Here is a 19,523-nt window from a genome sequence, read left to right as displayed (position 1 = left end):
TTACGGCTCCTTTCCAACAGATGTTGGCAGATTAGCACTAACCCATCCTGGCCAACCCTCGGTTAACACATAAACGTTTATGTATCCCATTGCTATGAGATGCTTTGCAACATCCACGCTCAATCCACAGCCAATCCCGTGGCAGTATGTGATTAAGATCCGGCCCTTGGGTAACATGCCTTCATTTTTTTGGTAGTACTCGCCAAATTTATCATAAGGTATGTTGATCGCACCCTTTATATGTCCTTCAACGTACTCTGCGTTATCACGCGCATCTATGAACACAGCCTTTTTGCCGGTAAAATCATTATACGCATCCTCTATGGAAATCGTTTTCAATGAAGTGATAGATTGTACATAGCTTTCCGGAAGCATCTGCTTTACGTCGGAGTTACTCCCCTGGGCATGAAGGATTATACCGAGTATAAATGCCGCCAGGTAAATACCTATTGTCGTAAAAATAACGGTCTTCCATGAATTGTTAAAATCTAATTTAGAACTTCCCATATCCAGCCTCCTCCTAAAACCTCAGAATCATAATAAAATACAGCAGCCTGACCGGGTGTAATAGCCCTTTGAGGTTTTTCAAATTTTACTATCAGCCTGTCTCGATCTTTATCAATCAATGCCCTTGATTCCTTATGCCTGTATCTTATCCTGACATCGGCATGCAATGGTAATAAGGGTTCTTCTCCGGCTATCCAGTTAACAGCACTTACTGTAAAAGTATCTCTCATAAGTTTTACTTCATCATCAACCACTATTTTATTGCCTTTCCCATCTATATCTACCACATAAACAGGCTTTAAGCCATACACCCCTATACCTTTTCTCTGCCCTATTGTGTAAAATGGTAAACCCCTATGTTTACCCATAGTCAAGCCTTTTGTGTTTACAATTTCACCACTATGTACTTCTATATTTGTGTATTCACTTAAAAACTCATCAATACCGCCTGACGGCAAAAAACACAGCTCCTGGCTGTCATCCTTAGCACATGTTATAAGTTCGGATTCTTGCGCCAGTTTTCTTACACCTGTTTTATCAAGCCGGCCGATGGGAAATAATGTTTTCGCAAGCCTGTTCTGATCAAGCATAAAAAGAAAATAAGACTGATCCTTGTTAAGATCAATACCTTTCAAAAGTTTATACTTAACACCATCATACTCAACCCTTGCATAATGGCCAGTCGCTACATAATCAAAGTTGTTTTTTAATGCGTAATCAAGCAGCAAACCAAACTTTAGCCTGTCATTACAAAAAATACATGGATTCGGCGTTCTGCCCGACACGAGTTCTCTTGTATAGTAATCAACAACATTATCTCTAAATTGATCCCGCATATCTATTATCTCAAATTCGATGCCGAGCTGTTTTGATATTATCTCTGCATCATGAAGATCTTTTAAAGAACAGCATGGGTTCTCTGAGTTGTAAGCCCATAGTTTAAGGGCCACACCCCTTATCCTATAGCCCTGCTCTTTGAGTAAAAGTGCGGTGACAGAGCTATCCACTCCGCCGCTCATTCCTACAATAACACTCTTTTCATTGTTTATCTTCATACCGAAAAATATTTTACAACAGAATCAATAAGGTTTCAAGGTATAAATCGTGCGTGTCGTTTAAAATTGAAAAGCGTATTGAAATGTGAAATGGATTGATAAACGGATGATAGGTTTGCCAGTAACCGTTAGCTCCGGCTTTCCAGCGTAATTTTTTGGTTATACAAGAATCCTTGAACCGGTTATTCCTTTGTTGTATAAAACTCGTAAAAGGAGATGCTGATGGCACTCGTTAATCTGAAACATATTCTAACACATGCAAAGGGAAACGGCTACGCAGTTGGTGCATTTAACTTTGTGAACCTTGAAATGCTTCAGGGTATTATTGATGCAGCAGAGGATGCCCATTCTCCGGTGATCATTCAAACAACGGAAGGGGCTATTGAGTATGCAGGCATAGAGTATCTTGCTGCTATAGGCATAACTGCGGCAGAAAAGGCACACGTAGATGTTGCGCTTCATCTTGATCACGGGAAATCCCTTAATACCATAATGACGGCAATAAGGCACGGATATACCTCTGTAATGATAGATGCGTCGGATAAGCCTTTTGAAGAGAATATTGTCTTGACAAAAGAGGTTGTAACGATCTCACATACTGTTGGTGTTTCTGTTGAGGCGGAACTCGGAAGGCTGAGAGGCATAGAGGATAGATTAAATGTAGATGAGGCAGACTCAAGCCTTGTTGTTCCGGAACAGGCACTGAAATTCGTAAACGAAACGGGTGTTGATGCACTCGCGACTGCAATCGGTACATCGCACGGTGCATTTAAGTTCAAGGGAGAGCCAAAGCTTGATCTGAACAGGCTTGAAACCGTAGCAAGACTTCTTGACATCCCGCTTGTATTACATGGCGCTTCGAGCGTTCCGCAGCATATTATAGAAGAGGCTAACCGATACGGTGCAATGATTCAGGGTGCAAAGGGTGTACCCGATGATATCATGAGCCAGGCAATAAGAAGAGGTATATCCAAGATAAACACGGATACCGATCTCAGATTATCCTTTACAACGGCTATTAGAAAAGAACTTAATACGCATCCCGGGGTTTTTGATCTCAGAGAGATCCTTGGTGCTGGGAGGCAAGCAGTAAAAGATATGGTGCTTAACAGAATAGGAGTTTTTGGCTCATCAGGGAAATGTTAGATATGGAAAGAAAGACAAAAATTGTGTGTACAATAGGACCTGCTTCAGGAGATATGCATGCGATTACAGGGCTTGCCAAATCGGGTATGGATGTGGCGAGGTTGAATTTCTCGCATGGGAGTTACGCCACTTTTAAGAAATGGATAAAGAATATACGAACCGTTTCCACCGATACGGGTAAACACATAGCAATACTGCAGGACCTACCGGGACCGAAGATCAGGGTAGGTGATATCGGTAAAGGTGTGGTGTTAAAAGACAGAGAATTTATTATTCTCTCTCCGGAAAAGGCAGACATCTCAAATCATATTATCAATATAACATACAGCGGTCTATCAAGAGATGTAAAAAAGGGTAATAAGATATTTTTAAATGATGGTGCTATTAGATTAAGTGTAACGGGTGTGACAGGTATCCAGGTGCAATGCAGAGTAGAACATGGAGGGCCGCTCAGTTCCGGTAAAGGAATAAATGTCCCGGGAGTTATTCTTAACACGCCGTCGGTAACGAGAGAGGATTTAAAATCTTTAAAATTCGGATTAAGTCACGGGATAGATATGGTGGCGGTATCATTTGTAAGGAGTGCAAATGACATTGGACTAATAAGAAAAAAAACAAAAGATTACGGGTATAAAGATATATTTATAGTAGCGAAGATTGAAAAGCACGAGGCATTGACAAACCTTGAAGAGATTATTAAGGCGTCCGATGGGGTAATGGTAGCGCGCGGAGATTTGGGGGTCGAGATACCTTTGGCCGATGTACCTATTGCCCAGCGCAGGATCGTGTCATTAAGCAGGATGTATGGAAAGCCGGTTATTACAGCAACACAGATGCTTGAAAGTATGATAGAAAACCCGTTGCCAACAAGGGCAGAGGTTAGCGATGTTGCAGAAGCGGTTTATCAAGGTAGCGATGCTGTTATGCTGTCAGCGGAGACAGCGATCGGAAAATATGCACAGGAATCTGTCCGGATAATGGATGACGTATTGACCAGAACCGCGCAGGTTCTTCCGTACAAAGAATGGCTTGATCAGGGCTCTGATAACAGTGCCGTTAATAATATATATGATGCGGTTAGCGTTGCAGCATGTAGTATGGCGGATAAGCTTGAAAGCCCCGTTATTGTGGTATTTTCAAGGACAGGTGCAAGTGCGATAAGGATCTCGAGACTCAGGCCAAAATCAAGAATAATCACGTTTACGCCTTCATCTTTGATTGTAAATCGCGCAAGTTTATGGTGGGGTGTTTATTCAATGCAGATGAAATTAAAACAGAATTCCACTTTACTTATTAAAGATGCGATAAGATATCTTACAAGAAGGCGGCTTGTAAAAAATAATGATAGTATCGTTTTTGTGGCATCTTCAACAAACTCGGAGCCCGGTTCTACGAACATGGTAGAGGTGTTAAAGATAAAAAAGAAAATATAAATACAGGAAAGGGAAACGTGTATGATTAAAAGGTACAGTAGAAAAGAATGCAGTGATATGTGGACTAATGATGCTAAATATAAGGCATGGCTGGATGTTGAGCTTGCCGTGTGTGAAGCATACGCAAAAACAAAAAAAATCCCGCAGTCATCTTTTGAAAAGATAAAGGCAAAGGCAGGTTTTGATACAAGAAAGGTGGATGAAATAGAGCTTGTTGTAAAGCATGATGTAATAGCATTTTTAACTGCTGTGAAAGAGAGGGTGGGGGAGGATGCCAAGTACATACACATAGGGCTTACGTCGTCGGACGTGCTTGATACGGCATTTGCAATTCAGCTTATCAATGCGGGTAAACTGATTCTTAACGATATTGATAATCTATTAGCGGTATTGAAGGAAAAGGCGTACAAGTACAGATCATTACCCATGATTGGAAGGACGCATGGTATTCATGCAGAGCCCATAGTGTTTGGTTTGAAGTTTGTATCATGGTACGAGGAAATGAAACGGAATAGAATAAGATTCGAAAGGGCAATAGAAAATGTAAGGTATGGTAAAATAAAAGGTGCTGTCGGCACCTACGGGAATCTTGATCCCTTTATAGAGGCTTATGCATGCGATAAGCTTGGATTAAATGTTGATCCCGTATCAACGCAGGTGATTGCAAGGGACAGACATGCAGAATACTTTTCAGCGCTTGCCATACTCGCAGCAAGCATGGAGCGGATAGCAATAGAGGTCAGACATCTTCAGCGGACAGAAGTTAGAGAAGCGGAAGAATATTTTACGGAAGGACAGAAAGGCTCATCCGCTATGCCTCATAAGCGAAACCCGATACTTTCTGAAAATATTACAGGACTTTCAAGGGTGGTAAGGTCATACCTTATTGCTGCACTTGAAGACGTACCATTGTGGCATGAACGTGATATAAGCCATTCTTCTGTAGAACGGGTTATAGCTCCAGATGCAACCATACTTATTGATTTTATGCTTGCAAGGGTTACATGGCTTGTTGATAATCTTGTTGTGCATGAGGACAGGATGCGGGCAAATCTTGATATGACAAAAGGCTTGTATGATTCTGAAAAGATCATGCTTGCGCTTATTGATAAAGGACTTTCAAGAGAAGACGCTTATGCAATGGTTCAAAGATGTGCTTTTAGTGCATTTGATAGTGGAAAGGATTTTGTAGAGGTGCTCTCAACAGATGAAAATGTGTCGAGACTTCTAAAACATTCAGACATAGAACAAATGCTTGGGATAGAAAGTCATTTAAAACACATTGATCATATTTATAAACAGGTGTTTGGAGGGTAACTATGATTTGCTCTTATAATCCAAAAAATGCAGTATGTTATCAGCAGCCTGTTCTTTATCAAGATCGATTGATATGACATGATAAGGTCTTCTGAGAACAATAGAGCTTTTTATCTCGGAATCCGCAAGTTTAATAATTGTAATGCCCGCATCTTTAGATATCGTATGATCCTGCTGCGAGTATATTGTAAGGATGGGGCAGGTGATGTGTTTCAGTTCCTTATATGCAAGCCTTCTTAATCTTTCAAATTCAAACAATGCTTTTAAGGGTATCTTTTTATAGCCATTGTAAGCGGTCTTTACATGGTTATCTGCTATGTCGCTGCCGTTTTTCTTACTGTAATATAATTCGGGTATATGGAACAGACTTCCATATACATAGAGAGCATGCATAAATATCCTGTTGAAGATGCCGTAAAGTTTTATAGCAGGCGCAAGGAGGATTATGCTTTTTATCCTGTCTTTAAAGATATAAGCCGCATGTACGGCTATTAAAGCACCCATAGATTGACCTATAAGGCATACTCCGTCATCAATGCGCATGATCTGCTCGAAAACGGCATTTATCCAATCCTCCATGGTTACCGGCAATAATGCCTCCGGATTTTTAGCGTGTCCGGGAAGTGTTATGTTTATTATATCATAACCCGGTTTTTTAAGCCTTTCTGCTAAATAAACCATATCGTCGGGGGTACCCGAAAGCCCGTGCATAAGAAGGATCTTTTCACTCAATTTTAAATCCTTTGCCGATCATGTATAGTTCTGAAGACGAGTTGCGGGATGCGTCCGGTTTTGTAATATAAACCGATTTGAAGAGGTGCTCTATCTCTTTTAAATAAGGTTTTAGCTCTGTACTGTAAAACAATTTTATGAGAAAGTTCCCGTTTGATTTTAAAAGTTCGTTTAAAAATCCGATGATATTTTTTACCAGCGAAAAATTCCTATAGATATCAGTATCGGTATTTCCTGAAAGATTAACGGACAGATCCGATACTATAGCATCGAATTTTTTATTGGCTATTTTTGAAAGTGCCTTTTCCCTGATTCCCGGTTCAAGAATATCGCCTTTCAAAAAGAACGAATTTTTATGGTTTAGCGGTTGTACATCAAGCAGATCAATACCAACTACAACCCCTTTTGCACCTATGAGTTCAAGTATGACCTGCATCCATCCGCCTGGTGAGGCACCGATATCAAGCACAAGATCGTTTTTGTTTATGATCTTATAAGAATTGTTAAGCTGCTGCAGCTTAAAAGAGGCTCTTGATCTGTAGCCTTTTTGCTTTGCAAGCCTGTAATAGCTGTCTTTTCTTACATACATGCAAAAAAATTATTGGCTTGAGCCGATCAGATATCGCATTGGATTTACAGGTACGCCGTTTATCATTACTTGATAGTGCAGATGCGGCCCAGTTGACATGCCCGTATCTCCTATATTGCCAATTAACTGGCCCCTTTTTACTATCTGTCCTACTTTTACGTCAACTCTGCTGAGATGACCATAAAGTGTGGTTACCCCATAACCGTGATCAATAATTACAGCGTTCCCAAACCCATCGTCGGGTCCTGCATGCGTTACAATACCGTTTGCGGGTGCAATAACCGGATTACCTGTTTGTGTTGCAATGTCGATACCCTCATGAAGAGCCCTTTTACCTGTAAATGGATCGATACGCATTCCAAATGGAGATGTAATCCATCCCCTTGCCGGCCAGATAGAAGGCGTTGCAAGTAAAATGTCTTTTTTATCAAGTATGCCCTCATATATCTGATGCAGGCTTTGTTCCTCTATACCTGTTTTTGAAAGCAGCTCATTCATATCCATATTCATTTTTTTTACGAGCATACCCTTATTTACATCGGAAGATGGTATTGAATAGCCTCCCATGTCAAGCGTTGGACCTCCCATGCTGTACGTTGTATTATTGTTTGTTCTTGGATTCTCTATGTTCGCAAGGATCCTGATCTTCATATCCAACTGCTGCAAGGATTCGAGCCTTGATTGTAAATCCTGTATCTTGTTTGAAAAGTTCATGATCTGATTATTCTGTTCTACTACCAATTTCTTCGTTTTAAACAACTCGTGCGACCGATATTGTTGATCGAATACACTGTAAATTAAAGTTAAAAAGGATATACCGATAATACCGATTACCAGAACAACCGCCTTAATAATACCAATACTTATTGAAAACCGCTTTGTCTTTTCAGTCCCATCCGGAATAACTAAAACAGTAATTCTTTTTTTCTTATTCATAACGGTCCTTTTTTTGAATTAACTATCAATACAGCATAAATAACGTTGTTGTGTCAACAATTCTCTTATGATGTGTCCCGCCCGGTACAGACGAGAGCACTTGAACAGATAAGCTCTGGACTACAGGCGATGCACCCTGTACAACCGTTCTTTTGCTTCCGGAGCAGACTGCCACGAACAATATAGCAGACATGAGTTCTAAGGCTATTTTATTCTTCATATCCTTATGCCTCCCTTCTTCTTTTTATTTTAATTTTGGTAATTCATTAATTGCATCTACATGCTATACTTCTATTGTGCGGGGAGCCACCTACCCTTGGAAAATTCCCCTGAGTCCCAGCTTTGTTTAAAGAACCGGATCCCCTAATCCTGCGAATACAAACGCAATGCCTGTAATCGTTAAGAATAAAAATATTGTTTCATTGTCTAATCTCCTCAACGGGTGAAGATTTAATTAATCTCTTTAAATATTTTTCTTTTATTGGTATACAATAGTTATGATGAAAGTGTGCTGCCCTACATGCGGTAAAGAAGTGGAATGGACCAACAATCCTTATAGACCATTCTGCTCTAAAAGATGCAAACTCATAGATCTGGGTAAATGGTTAAATGAAGAATACCGCATAGGAGCAGATGCACATGATGAGATAGTAAAACATGATAAAAGAAAGAAAAACTAAAGTATACATATTCTATGGTATCATAGTACTTCTATTGCTTGTTATAGGCATTGTTTTTGGTACCGGTATTATAGAGCGTAAACTCGAAAGAAAGTTAGAAAAGTACGTATATAACAAAACCGGTATTAGTGTTTCTATAGGCAATATTCATACATATTTATTTAAATCTACGATCATACTTTCAGCGCTTAATATAAAAAAAGGAAGCAGCTATAACGTAAGCATAGGACGGGTGAAATTGGTATTTGAGCCTCCAAGTATTCTTAAAGAAAAGCCAAGAATTAAGTTTTTAGACTTGCAAGACGTACATGCATTTGCCGTATTGAATGTTGGAAATAATTTGTTTGCAGCAAAAAGGCGAAAGTCGAATTTTGAGGAGAGTATAAAGAATTTGCCGTTTACGGTTGATCACATTATTGTAAGTAACGCAAACTTATCATTCAGTATTCCATCCTACAAAGCATTGATCAATATAAAAAACACTTCAATGAACATTTATACGGATATACACAACGAGAACGGCAGCGGGGTAATAGATTTGAAGGATATTTATTTATCGAATAACAGAGGTGCACTAACAATAGCTGGGGTGTCATTTGACGGCAGGGTGGACAGAACCGGTATGATGATTAACCGATTCAGAATAAAAGATAATTCCGGGAACATTGTGGTAAGTGGTTTTCTAAATAATTATGTGAATCCATATCTTACTATGCACGTTAAAGCGTCTTTCCCCGATGTTGCTCAGCTCAATGCTGCAAGAAGAATATTCCCGATTTCATTCCCGGATATTCAAGGCGGCATTGACATTGACAGCAGGATAAGGGGAAGTGTTTTTAACCCCGACGCTTATGGGTACATTGTTTTTGAAAACCTTAAAATAGGTAATATTCAGGGTGGTACAGGAAAAATCAATTATACCCTGAAGGCACATAAACTCCATATAAAAAATGCCGACATAGATATTGCGGGCGGTATGGTAAAATTCGACGGGTCAATTAATATGTTCGATAACAAAATACCTTCTAAGTTCGTGCTCAGCCTTGATAATGTAAGTTTCGGTAAACTCCTCAAGTCATTGGGAGTTCCAACACCTTATGTTGATGCATCCTTAACAGGAAAGGTGAATGTAAAAGGCAGTTTTAATCCTATTTATTTTTCAGGAACAACCCGCACTGAATTTAAAAGATTTTCTGTCTACAATGATTATTTTCTTGCGAGTAAAAAGATGAAGATCTTAACGGTGAAGCCGGCTCTCGTTGATTCCAGATTTATTATAAATGACCGGTATGCGTACCTCTATCAGACATCTGCAAAAACGGATCACTCTATCGTTTACACTAACACGGCTCTTTATTTTACAGGTGCAATGTTTCTTGAATTTAATTCATCCCACGTTGATATGATCGATGTCAGCCCAATAGCCTCTATACCGTATACAGGTATAGGAGCCGTGCACGGCTATATAGCAGGTCCATTTACAGATATTGTCATATACGGCTTAACCGATTTTTCGCATTATGGTATGGAGGGTATACACATGGGGCATACAAAAGGCGGGATAAGATTCAGTAAAAACGTCTTAGCTCTCGAAGCAATCCGGATAAACCGCGGGGATACAAAAGCTTATGTTAATGGAGGTATAAGTTTTACAAAAGGGGTAAGGCTCCATCTTGTGGCTATACTCAAACATCTTTCGATGGCTGATATCGCGTACAATATTGATAAAAAGCTTACAGCGGGTGGTTATGCCACGGGGACAATAATGATTGACGGGCCAGTAAAAAAGATGAACGGCTATACCGATCTTTATTTTTCTCAGCCATCCGTGCAATGGCAGTCCTTTGATAAAGGCGTTGTTAAAATAAGCATGAACAACGGTATTGTAAAATTCGATAGGTGCATATTTAAGAAGGGTAGGGGCGAAATAAATGTAAGGGGCACACTATCAGAAAGCAATGAGGTGAACCTTGATTTTGATTCAAACAAATTTTTCATTAAAGAGATTGATCTCGTCAATAAATCACAACTACCGGTAAAAGCATTGCTTTCTTTTACAGGCAATGTGTACGGGAAGCTGACAAAGCCAAAAGCAGACTTATCTGTAAAAGTACTGGATTCCTATTATCGAGATAAGTTATTATCCGACTCAAGAATCGAGTTGAACCTAAAGAATGATGAGCTTTTTATCCGGGCGAGGTTATTCGGTGATTCTCTGTATGGTGATGCAAGTCTCAGGATAGGTAATGGGTATGAATTTGAGCTGGCCTCAAAATTTAACAATTTCAGCATGTCTCCATTTATAAAACTTTTCTCAAAAAATGATATAGCGAACGGTATTACCGGTAAGGCATGGTTTGTGGGAAAGTTAAAAGATGTGCCGGATTCTATTGTCGGGTATGTGTACTTAACGAATCTCACGTTGGGTAATCATTTTGCTGTTCTCAAGAATGGGGGACCGGTATTTGTGGATGTGGCTAACAATGATTTATACTTCAGGAATTTTTTAATAAAAGGGAAGAGTAGTTTTTTACAGCTAAAAGGTTTTGTTAATTTTAACGGCAATATCGATACACTCGTTGATGCAGATATCAATTTAAACTATTTGCCATTGTTTACAAATATGGTTGCAGGTTCAAGCGGTAGATTTAAACTTGATGCCAGAATAGAGGGTAAAGCTGGGCATACCATGATAAACGGTAATTCAGAACTCAACGGAGCTATAACGCTTTCACAATACCCTGTTGCTATTTCATCTTTAAGAACATCGGTTTTTATCCGTAATAATAGTATTACTATAAATGAACTCACCGGCATAATCAATGGAGGCTCTATGTCTGGCAGCGGGAAAATAATTACTAAGGGGATCCTGCCGGAAGTCTTTGACCTCTCTTTAATGATTAAAGGTATGAACTATGTTTATAACAATACCATCCCTGTGCATTTTAACGCTTCACTCGGTTTGAAAGGTAATTATAAGCAGCCCGTACTTCAGGGTAACGTAGACATTATTAATGCATCATATACGGATTACATTAACTGGGAGGATGAGCTGTTAAAATTTCAACACAGAAAGTATGAAGTAAAAAGTATAGAAAATAAAAAGCTTAATCCTTTACATTTGGATGTAAGCATATACGCGAATGACAGCATAGTTGTTGATAATAATTTAGTGAACAGCGTATTAAGTATGGATTTAAAGGTTATTGGAGATATAGATGACCCTGTTATTCTGGGCAATATAACATCAAATAGCGGGCAAATTGTATATAGGTCATCTACATTTAATATAGATAATATTCTTCTTACGTACACGCGGGAGCATCCCGGAAACCCGTTTGTAGAAGTGCGTGCTTCTATGGAAAATCAATATATGGTTAATAATGAATACACTGATTATATGATTTACCTGAACGTTTCTGGTGAACTTGGCAAGCTTAATATAATACTCACGTCAAATCCCCCAAACCTTGATGAGACGGATATTATAAGTTTACTTACGTACGGTGTAACTACATTTGATCTTGCTAAAAGCGGAGTCAGCTCTGTAGCGGCTTATGAGCTTGGGGCTGCTGTAGGAAGCAAGCTTGCAAAGGATATGTTTTCCGAATTTATGGGCAGCACAAATCTGAATAATGTAAAGAAATACTTTTGGATTGATAATCTTCAGATCGAACCGTATTACCCGAGAGGTCTTTCATCGACGAGCCTAAAGGTTACTGTTTCTAAGAGGATAACCAATAACTTCGTGGTCAATTATTCTTATGATCTTAACGGATATAATTTTCAACGTTTTCAGTCCGAATACAGGCTGAGTAAAAGATTATATCTGACGGGTGATTGGGATAATGAAATGTCGGTCATACAACAATCCAATACAAATAATAACGTGGGGAATATTGGCGGAGATCTAAAATATAAATTACAATTCTGATGGCCGTCCTTAGATATATCATATTTATCATATTGATCCTGATCTCTTTATCTGCAAGTGCACCTGCAGATCAATATATCGGTTCATACAATGGTATGATGATATCCAATGTTGAGCTTAAGCTTCCCCCCGACGTGAAAATGGAAGGTATAAAGGCATTTATAAAAACAAAGATAGGTACGCCCTTTAACCTTAGCGACGCAGATAACACAATAAAGCTGATATACTCAACGTCTCAATGCTCGGATGTTGAAATGATGATTAATATTACAGCAGATAATACTATCGCAATTATATATAGGTGTGAGCCTATCGTAGGAGTGGAGAAGATCGAATTTAAGGGAGTCCATGCATTTAATAATGCAGAACTCGAACACGCAGTATATATCCAAAGAGGTACTGTTTTTTACACGGGTATTTTGGATAAATTAAAAGAAAGAATAAAGAAGTTCTATTATGATAATGGATATACACGGGCAGAGGTAACTGCAAAATTCAAAAAAACCTCATACAGCGGCGGTAATATCGTTGTAAATATAGATGAGGGACAGCCTACAATCATAAATAAAATAGAGGTGTTCGGGAATCCGCTCATAACAAAAGCTGCTCTTATGGATGAGATGGGAATAAAGAGGGGCGAGCCTATCGTAAAAAATAAAATAGACAGCATACCTGCATTACTTGATAGCTACTATTATTCTCTTGGCTACTGGCAGGTTTATATATCAAAACTCAAAATAATATATTCAGAGAATCTCGATAATGCATACATAAGTATTTATGTGAATACCGGAAAGAAATTTTTGTTTGAATTTAAGGGTAATAAAAATATTAGCAATAATGAGCTTTTGGATGTTATGGGAATTAAAAAGTCGGCAGGTTTTCTCAATTTTGAGCTTTATAAAACAAAAATAGAAATCGCATACAAAGACAGAGGATTTTTTTATGCAAAAGTCAATTATCACATTATAAGGGGAAAAGATATTCATGTGATTTATAATATTCATGAAGGTAAAAAGATATACATCGCGGGTATTTTTTTCCACGGCAACAAACATGAATCAAGCTCTGCTTTAAAAGCCCAGATGTTAACATCTCCATGGAGATTGTACGCTTATATCTATGATTATCAATATAATGGAATTTTATCGCCCCAGAGATTTGATGAAGACTTAAAAGCCATTGTTTATCTATACAAGATGGACGGATTTCTTGATGCAAATATAAAGGATATCAAAATAGATTTTATGGATAAAAGGAAAGAATGGATTAATGTAAATATCTTCATAGATGAGGGCAAACAAACCCTTGTTAAAAGTATAAGTATGAGTGGCTTATCCGAAGCTATGAATGCAGCAGTTTTAAATATCTTAAATAAAATAAAACCAAATAGTGCATTTGATATGTGGGAATTGCAGAATGTCAAAAGGGCTATAGAACGATTATACTTTTCGAAAGGCTACATAAATGCCTCCGTAGATTATAATTATTTGATAAATAAACATCTTGCAGATATTTCATTTACAATAAAAGAAGGTAAAAGAATTCACATAGGAAGGATTATTATAGTTGGGAATAGGCAAACAGCTACATGGGTTATAATGGAGAATCTCATTTTAAAGAGCGGGTCATATTTTATTCCCGATGAGGTTGTGCAGAGCAGAATTAATCTTTTAAGAACCGGATATTTTGACAGGGTGGAAATAAAACCCCTGTCAGCAGAAAATGGATCAGGTAACACCGTAGATATAGAAGTGATTTTAAAAGAACGAAAAAAGCATGGTATAGAATTCTCTGCCGGTTATAGTACTGCAGTAGGCTATAGGGGTACTGCAGATATTTATGACAATAATATAATGGGCACGGCAAGATCAATTGATCTTCATGTCGGTGGAGGTGTGCAGCCTCAGATTTATTCGTTTAAACCTATGTTCAATCATAGCAACTATATAACCAATCAGAGGGATTTAGAACTTGGGTATAAAGAAAATTATTTATTCAGAACTCATTTGACGGGCAGGGTTAACCTGATTGATTCTTACATAAGAAATTTGTGGGTCGGGTACAGTTTAAAAACGCTGGGTGCAATTATGGGTGTTGATAAAAACATTGATTCCAGAATAAAATTGTCCCTGCAATATGAGTTTGAATTAAGGGAGCCTCTTAATGTTAACCCCGCTGCCGTCCTCACCCCTGCCGATGTGGAGATGACCCAGCTTGGCATTATATCTCCGCTGATCTTTATCGACGAGCGCAATAATCCATTTAACCCTACAAATGGATTTTTGGAAATCTTCAGACTTGATTGGGCAAAAAACTGGTTTTATTCTCAGGAAGAGTATCTAAAATTGTATTCTGCAACTACCAAGTACATACCCTTAAACAAAGATCTGGTATGGGTTATATCATTAAGAGGTGGTTATGCATGGCCTCTCGGGACAACGCTTGATTTACCTATAGAAAAAAGGTTCTATCTCGGCGGCGGTTCAACTTTAAGGGGATTTACAGAGGACTCTGTAGGTCCCATAGGACCGGGAAACGTACCCCTTGGAGGAGATATTATGCTGAATTATCAAACAGAGCTTCGCATAAAAATGATATGGAATTTTGATGGGGTTATATTTACAGACGGCGGTAATGTGTGGTCATCACAGTCAACATTCGTTCTGAAGGGTATGCATGATATAAGAAAAACCGCTGGTGTTGGTTTAAGGTATGTTACACCGGCTGGCGCTCTTAATATTGATATAGGCTTCAAGCTCGATAGAAGGACGGGAGAGGCTCTTACGGCATGGGACTTCTACATAGGTACAATCTTGTAGCGTGAAGAATACTTTAGAGATGCCGGATGAGAAAAAATTGAATCGTGTTTTCCGGGTTAAAGATTTTCTATCGTTAAGTCTGCCTCTTTACCTTGCTCTTCAAGCTTTTTCTGGACAACTTCTACAGCTTCCTGTCTGTTCTTAGTTTTTATATCTATAAGTTCTCCATAAATAACGATAACCTTTGTAAATGGTACCGGTATGGCAAATTTATCCCATGAACCTAATTTTAATGAATGCTTTAACCTTACTGTAACAGTCACAACAGGGATGTTCATCTGCTGTGCAAGCCATACAGCTCCGGGTTTTAATTTGTGATAAGGCCCCCTTGGTCCATCCGCCGTTATACCTATAGCATAACCGTTCTTTATATAATTAATAGCCTCGCGGGAAGCCGACACACCTCCTCTTGTGCTTGACCCTCTTATCCTGCCGAATTTGTATCTTCTTAGAACCGCATTTGATATGTTGCCGTCTTTACTTGGACTTACAAATGTAGCCACCTTTTGTTTTCTATATAGGTAAGGTAAGAGGAAAAACTCGCCATGCCAGAATACAGCTACGGTAGGATTTTTCGAAATGAATTTATCGAATGTTTCTTTTCCTTTAAAAGTGTATCTAAGGGTTAATGCCATTAAATAGGTTAATGCCCATATTACCAAACCCAGGATCCACGTTTTAATAGAACTTATATAATGCTTCATTGCATATTTTTTTGTTCTTTTTCAAAAAGTGTGTGCTGAAGCATGTAAAGTTTTTTGTAATATCCATCATTCTTCATGAGCATGTCGTGATGTCCTTCTTCTTCAAGGATTCCTTTTACTATCACTGCTATCCTGTCTGCCCGTTCAGCAGTATATAGCCTGTGTGCAATTAAAAATGTGGTCTTACCGCGCATAAGGTTTTCAAGTGCCTTTTGCACCTCACCTTCTGATTTTGCATCAAGGTTTGATGTGGCTTCATCAAGAATAAGTATCGCGGGGTTTTTCAATATCGCTCTTGCTATTGAGATCCTCTGCCTTTCGCCTCCGGATAATTTAGCACCCCTTTCACCAAGATTTGTATTATAACCATCCGATAGTTCCATTATGAATTTATGTGCATAAGCAGCCTTTGCCGCATTTACGACCTCTTCAAAAGTGGCATCTTTGGCACCATAGATTATGTTGTTGTAAACGGTATCATCAAACAAAACGGTTTCCTGTGTAACTATACCAATCATGTCCCTCAAGGCTTTAATTTTTATTTCGCTTATATCAACGGAGTCTATCTTTATTGAACCTGATGTTACATCATAAAAACGAGGTATAAGGCTTACAAGTGTTGATTTTCCTGCGCCGCTATCTCCAACAATTGCAATGATCTCTCCTTTCCTTATATCCATGCTGATGTTCTTCAATACATCTTGATCCTTGTATTTAAAGCTTACATTTTTAAAGGATATGCCTTCTTTTACTTCTGTAACAATTTTACTGCCGTCCCTGCCCGTCTCTAATGGTTCATCGAGTACCTCGAATACACGTTTTGATGCTGCAAGCCCATCCTGTATTATACTGTTTATATTACTAAGGTTTTTAACCGGCTGATATAATAAACCTATGGCAGCAAAAAACGATAAAAAACTCTCGGGTGTAAGTGTACCGTTCATGATCCTCCATCCGCCATACCAGAATGCGCCGACAAATCCTACCACCATAAGAAATTCCATGGAAGGGGTGAACAATGCGTTTACCTTTACGCCCCTCATAATCGCTACGTAAAAGTCTGACGTAAATTTCTTGAACCTGTTCACTTCATGATCTTCACTGTTAAACGCCTTAACTATGTTGATACTCGAGATTGATTCGAATAGTTTATTGTTGAGATTGGCCGCGGCAACCTGTCCCTGTATACTCACCTTCTGAAGTTTTCTTCCAACCCATACGATGGCGTATCCTACTAAGGGATAAACAAGAAATGTGAGAAGGGACAATTGCCAGTCAAGATAAAAAGCAAGACCGATAAGTACGATTATAGAAAAGCTGTCCCTTAAGCTGCCCGCAACGGCGCTCGTTACTGCACCCTGGATAAGTCCCACATCGTTCATGATCCTTGAGACAAGCGTTCCCGTATTAACATTTGAAAAATAAGCTAACGGCAGGTATTGAATATGTCCGAACAGATCATTCCTTATATCTCTTATAATCTTCTGTCCTATATTCCCCATAAAATAAGCCTGCCCATAAAATGAAAGGCCTTTTAAAAAAGCAACAACGATAAGCGTAATCGGCAGATAATAAAACAACTCCTTTTTTGGTATTTTCAAAAGGAATTTAAACGGACCTGCTACATGCAAAGTCGTTTCCGACGGATTTATTATGTACTTCACGAGTGGACCTGCTAAGTATGCAATTGCACCTGTCATAAGCGAGAGCATGATCATTAAAATCATCGCAAAGATAAATCTATCGATGTATGGAGTAAGATATCCCAATAGCCTTTTTATATTACCTTTAAACATAATCAGTATTTATTTTTTTCCTTTCCATATTATTTGCGTATAAACCATTCTATAACATAAAGCATTTGCCCGGGAAGACGGTTCATGATTCGTCTATAAGCTTGTTTAATACTTATAATATCCTGCGCAAACAATCAAAGCATTTTTTATAGTGCGCCAGAACCTTAATCAAAAGGTACGTGCGATTTTTAATCGAGATAAGAAAAAAGTCCTTCAAAAGTCCGATTTTGTAAAAACCACATAAGTCTATTTTTTTACTAAAAAAATTGTTTATGTTAATCATGTAAGGTGTATAAAAGACTCTATGGGATTGATTGGAATATTTTTTAGTTCTTTTATAATTGCGTTCTCTGGTGCTATGATGCCAGGACCTATGTTTACCGCAACTGTTCTCCATAGCAGTAAGAAAGGATTGAGAGCAGGTATTTTTATTGTAATGGGACACGGGACACTTGAGGTCTTATTGGTACTGGGTCTTTATTTTGGTCTTGGGCATTTTCTAAAAAGCAATACCGCGCTTGCTATTATCGGTATAGCCGGCGGCATTGTGTTGCTGGGCATGGCTTATGGTGCTTTTCGATATTCGGGCGATTTATTAACGTATAATAAGGATACAAAGAGTAATTCGGCATACATATCAGGTATCTTAACCTCTCTATCCAATCCTTATTTGCTTATATGGTGGATTACTATAGGATTGAGTTATATTGTGCTTTCCTTTAAATATGGTCTGAAAGGTATAGTTGTTTTCTATATGGGACATATACTTGCAGATCTTGCATGGTATAGTGTAGTTGCCCTGTTTTTTGGATATATTAAAAGGTTTATAGGCTCAAAAGGTTTTAAGGTAATAATGATTATAAGTGGCTTTATATTTCTTTCTTTTGCATTATACTTTGGATGGTTTGGTATAAAACATACAATCTCTATTGACTAATGAAATCAATATATTAGCTTATATGATATATCTGTATATTGACATTATTATTTATGATTGTTAAAACAAAAAAATGGTGTTTTGATGGCACATGATAATAAAAAGAAGAGAAAAATCAAAGGTGGTAGAATGGAAAATAATAATCAAGAACAAAAAAACAGGGAGCAATCTGAATCAGAAAAAGAGATAAAGGAACAGGATAATGCAGAACACAGTTCTAAAACTGCGAATAAAGCCAATGACAGGACTGGGAATATTCGGGGAGAAGCCCTTATTGATTCAGAGGTTAGAGATCATGGTGCAGACCTTAAAAAAAATCAATCTGCCGCAGGGGTCAAGGATACTGTAGAGGAGGAATTCTTATCAGAGTCTCAAACGGCAGAAGTGGAAAGATTAAAAGCAGAGATAGATAAATTAAATAAAGAGGTTACACTTAATAAAGATAAATGGCTTAGAGCAGAGGCGGATTTTGATAATTTCAGAAAGCGCGTTCACAAGGAAAAACTCGATTCATTAAAGTATGGTTATGAAGCATTGATAAAAGAACTTTTACCAATCATTGATAATCTTGATCGTGCACTTGAGTATGCAAAAAAAAATGCACAACCTGACAGCCTTTATGAAGGTATAGAACTTACATCAAAATTGCTAAAAAAGGTATTGGCGGGATTCAACGTTACATCCATACAAACGGTTGGTCAGATATTTGATCCTAATTTTCATGAAGGTATCGGAATTGAAGAGGGCGGGGATTATGAAGACAATGTTATAGTAAAAGAGGTTGAGAAGGGTTACCTTTACAAGGATAGGTTGTTAAGGTCTGCCAAAGTAATTGTAGGGAGAAAGATCTCTAAACAAGATACCGAGCAATCGAGAGATCAAAATAACTCTGATAACTCGGATAATGGTTAATAATATAATGGTGTTGAGGGAGT

At 38.3% G+C, this 19,523-nt stretch carries 16 protein-coding genes; 8 read left to right on the top strand and 8 right to left on the bottom strand.

What is annotated here, in order from left to right; all coding sequences use genetic code 11:
- Both M1381_04460 and mnmA read right to left on the bottom strand, forming a co-directional pair.
- Entirely contained in the window at positions 1 to 507 is a 507-nt protein-coding gene (locus M1381_04460; GenBank protein ID MCL4478338.1) for a rhodanese-like domain-containing protein, read from the bottom strand.
- The gene (gene mnmA, locus M1381_04455) at positions 489 to 1,562 is read right to left on the bottom strand and encodes a tRNA 2-thiouridine(34) synthase MnmA (GenBank protein ID MCL4478337.1); all 1,074 of its coding nucleotides are present in this window, start codon (positions 1,560 to 1,562) and stop codon (positions 489 to 491) included. Before mnmA ends, M1381_04460 begins: the two co-directional genes overlap by 19 nt.
- A 222-nt stretch (positions 1,563 to 1,784) precedes the next feature.
- Between mnmA and fba the strand changes: the two genes are divergently transcribed.
- The 3 genes from fba to purB are packed head-to-tail and all read left to right on the top strand — an operon-like array spanning position 1,785 to position 5,458.
- Positions 1,785 to 2,708, top strand: a complete 924-nt coding sequence (gene fba, locus M1381_04450; GenBank protein MCL4478336.1) for a class II fructose-1,6-bisphosphate aldolase — start codon at positions 1,785 to 1,787, stop codon at positions 2,706 to 2,708.
- Between the two features lie 2 nt (positions 2,709 to 2,710).
- Positions 2,711 to 4,141 carry a pyruvate kinase gene (gene pyk, locus M1381_04445; GenBank protein ID MCL4478335.1) on the top strand — a complete coding sequence of 477 codons (1,431 nt, stop codon included), beginning with the start codon at positions 2,711 to 2,713 and terminating at the stop codon, positions 4,139 to 4,141.
- 21 nt (positions 4,142 to 4,162) lie between these two features.
- Complete coding sequence (purB, locus tag M1381_04440; protein ID MCL4478334.1) at positions 4,163 to 5,458, top strand: adenylosuccinate lyase; 1,296 nt, start codon at positions 4,163 to 4,165, stop codon at positions 5,456 to 5,458.
- Here purB and M1381_04435 read toward each other — a convergent pair whose 3' ends face one another.
- From M1381_04435 to M1381_04420, 4 genes are read right to left on the bottom strand one after another with little or no spacing between them, the layout of a single operon-like run.
- Complete coding sequence (locus M1381_04435; protein MCL4478333.1) at positions 5,459 to 6,190, bottom strand: alpha/beta fold hydrolase; 732 nt, start codon at positions 6,188 to 6,190, stop codon at positions 5,459 to 5,461.
- Positions 6,183 to 6,779: an RlmE family RNA methyltransferase gene (locus M1381_04430; protein MCL4478332.1), complete on the bottom strand. Its 597-nt coding sequence runs from the start codon at positions 6,777 to 6,779 to the stop codon at positions 6,183 to 6,185. Before M1381_04430 ends, M1381_04435 begins: the two co-directional genes overlap by 8 nt.
- 9 nt (positions 6,780 to 6,788) lie before the next feature.
- Positions 6,789 to 7,715: a M23 family metallopeptidase gene (locus tag M1381_04425; GenBank protein MCL4478331.1), complete on the bottom strand. Its 927-nt coding sequence runs from the start codon at positions 7,713 to 7,715 to the stop codon at positions 6,789 to 6,791.
- 25 nt (positions 7,716 to 7,740) lie between these two features.
- Positions 7,741 to 7,935: a hypothetical protein gene (locus tag M1381_04420; protein MCL4478330.1), complete on the bottom strand. Its 195-nt coding sequence runs from the start codon at positions 7,933 to 7,935 to the stop codon at positions 7,741 to 7,743.
- 280 nt (positions 7,936 to 8,215) lie between these two features.
- Between M1381_04420 and M1381_04415 the strand changes: the two genes are divergently transcribed.
- The 3 genes from M1381_04415 to bamA are packed head-to-tail and all read left to right on the top strand — an operon-like array spanning position 8,216 to position 15,151.
- Positions 8,216 to 8,395, top strand: a complete 180-nt coding sequence (locus M1381_04415) for a DNA gyrase inhibitor YacG (GenBank protein MCL4478329.1) — start codon at positions 8,216 to 8,218, stop codon at positions 8,393 to 8,395.
- Positions 8,373 to 12,329 carry a translocation/assembly module TamB domain-containing protein gene (locus M1381_04410; GenBank protein MCL4478328.1) on the top strand — a complete coding sequence of 1,319 codons (3,957 nt, stop codon included), beginning with the start codon at positions 8,373 to 8,375 and terminating at the stop codon, positions 12,327 to 12,329. The genes M1381_04415 and M1381_04410 overlap by 23 nt, the downstream gene beginning before the upstream one ends.
- Entirely contained in the window at positions 12,329 to 15,151 is a 2,823-nt protein-coding gene (gene bamA / locus M1381_04405; protein ID MCL4478327.1) for an outer membrane protein assembly factor BamA, read from the top strand. The genes M1381_04410 and bamA overlap by 1 nt, the downstream gene beginning before the upstream one ends.
- 56 nt (positions 15,152 to 15,207) lie before the next feature.
- On the opposite strand, the gene M1381_04400 is transcribed toward bamA, so the two are convergent.
- Together M1381_04400 and M1381_04395 are read right to left on the bottom strand one after the other, a co-directional pair.
- Positions 15,208 to 15,855, bottom strand: a complete 648-nt coding sequence (locus M1381_04400; protein MCL4478326.1) for a lysophospholipid acyltransferase family protein — start codon at positions 15,853 to 15,855, stop codon at positions 15,208 to 15,210.
- A complete protein-coding gene (locus tag M1381_04395; protein MCL4478325.1) occupies positions 15,852 to 17,651 on the bottom strand; it encodes an ABC transporter ATP-binding protein/permease in 1,800 nt (599 codons plus the stop codon). The genes M1381_04400 and M1381_04395 overlap by 4 nt, the downstream gene beginning before the upstream one ends.
- Before the next feature lie 304 nt (positions 17,652 to 17,955).
- On the opposite strand from M1381_04395, the gene M1381_04390 reads away from it, so the two are divergent.
- Complete coding sequence (locus tag M1381_04390; GenBank protein ID MCL4478324.1) at positions 17,956 to 18,588, top strand: LysE family translocator; 633 nt, start codon at positions 17,956 to 17,958, stop codon at positions 18,586 to 18,588.
- A gap of 129 nt (positions 18,589 to 18,717) precedes the next feature.
- The gene (gene grpE / locus M1381_04385; GenBank protein MCL4478323.1) at positions 18,718 to 19,500 is read left to right on the top strand and encodes a nucleotide exchange factor GrpE; all 783 of its coding nucleotides are present in this window, start codon (positions 18,718 to 18,720) and stop codon (positions 19,498 to 19,500) included.
- The last annotated feature ends 23 nt before the right edge of the window (positions 19,501 to 19,523 follow it).

This window comes from Deltaproteobacteria bacterium (assembly GCA_023382265.1).
GTDB lineage: Bacteria > JAMCPX01 > JAMCPX01 > JAMCPX01 > JAMCPX01 > JAMCPX01.
The sequence above is the reverse complement of the archived record's forward strand: the minus strand, read 5'-3'. Positions and strand labels throughout refer to the sequence as shown.

What these genes read in the sequence shown, in the direction of transcription:
- M1381_04460 (MCL4478338.1), bottom strand. Translation starts at nt 507, where the DNA reads ATGGGAAGTTCTAAATTAGATTTTAACAATTCATGGAAGACCGTTATT.
- mnmA (MCL4478337.1), bottom strand. Translation starts at nt 1,562, where the DNA reads ATGAAGATAAACAATGAAAAGAGTGTTATTGTAGGAATGAGCGGCGGA.
- fba (MCL4478336.1), top strand. Translation starts at nt 1,785, where the DNA reads ATGGCACTCGTTAATCTGAAACATATTCTAACACATGCAAAGGGAAAC.
- pyk (MCL4478335.1), top strand. Translation starts at nt 2,711, where the DNA reads ATGGAAAGAAAGACAAAAATTGTGTGTACAATAGGACCTGCTTCAGGA.
- purB (MCL4478334.1), top strand. Translation starts at nt 4,163, where the DNA reads ATGATTAAAAGGTACAGTAGAAAAGAATGCAGTGATATGTGGACTAAT.
- M1381_04430 (MCL4478332.1), bottom strand. Translation starts at nt 6,779, where the DNA reads ATGTATGTAAGAAAAGACAGCTATTACAGGCTTGCAAAGCAAAAAGGC.
- M1381_04425 (MCL4478331.1), bottom strand. Translation starts at nt 7,715, where the DNA reads ATGAATAAGAAAAAAAGAATTACTGTTTTAGTTATTCCGGATGGGACT.
- M1381_04420 (MCL4478330.1), bottom strand. Translation starts at nt 7,935, where the DNA reads ATGAAGAATAAAATAGCCTTAGAACTCATGTCTGCTATATTGTTCGTG.
- M1381_04415 (MCL4478329.1), top strand. Translation starts at nt 8,216, where the DNA reads ATGAAAGTGTGCTGCCCTACATGCGGTAAAGAAGTGGAATGGACCAAC.
- M1381_04410 (MCL4478328.1), top strand. Translation starts at nt 8,373, where the DNA reads ATGATAAAAGAAAGAAAAACTAAAGTATACATATTCTATGGTATCATA.
- bamA (MCL4478327.1), top strand. Translation starts at nt 12,329, where the DNA reads ATGGCCGTCCTTAGATATATCATATTTATCATATTGATCCTGATCTCT.
- M1381_04400 (MCL4478326.1), bottom strand. Translation starts at nt 15,855, where the DNA reads ATGAAGCATTATATAAGTTCTATTAAAACGTGGATCCTGGGTTTGGTA.
- M1381_04395 (MCL4478325.1), bottom strand. Translation starts at nt 17,651, where the DNA reads ATGTTTAAAGGTAATATAAAAAGGCTATTGGGATATCTTACTCCATAC.
- M1381_04390 (MCL4478324.1), top strand. Translation starts at nt 17,956, where the DNA reads ATGGGATTGATTGGAATATTTTTTAGTTCTTTTATAATTGCGTTCTCT.
- grpE (MCL4478323.1), top strand. Translation starts at nt 18,718, where the DNA reads ATGGAAAATAATAATCAAGAACAAAAAAACAGGGAGCAATCTGAATCA.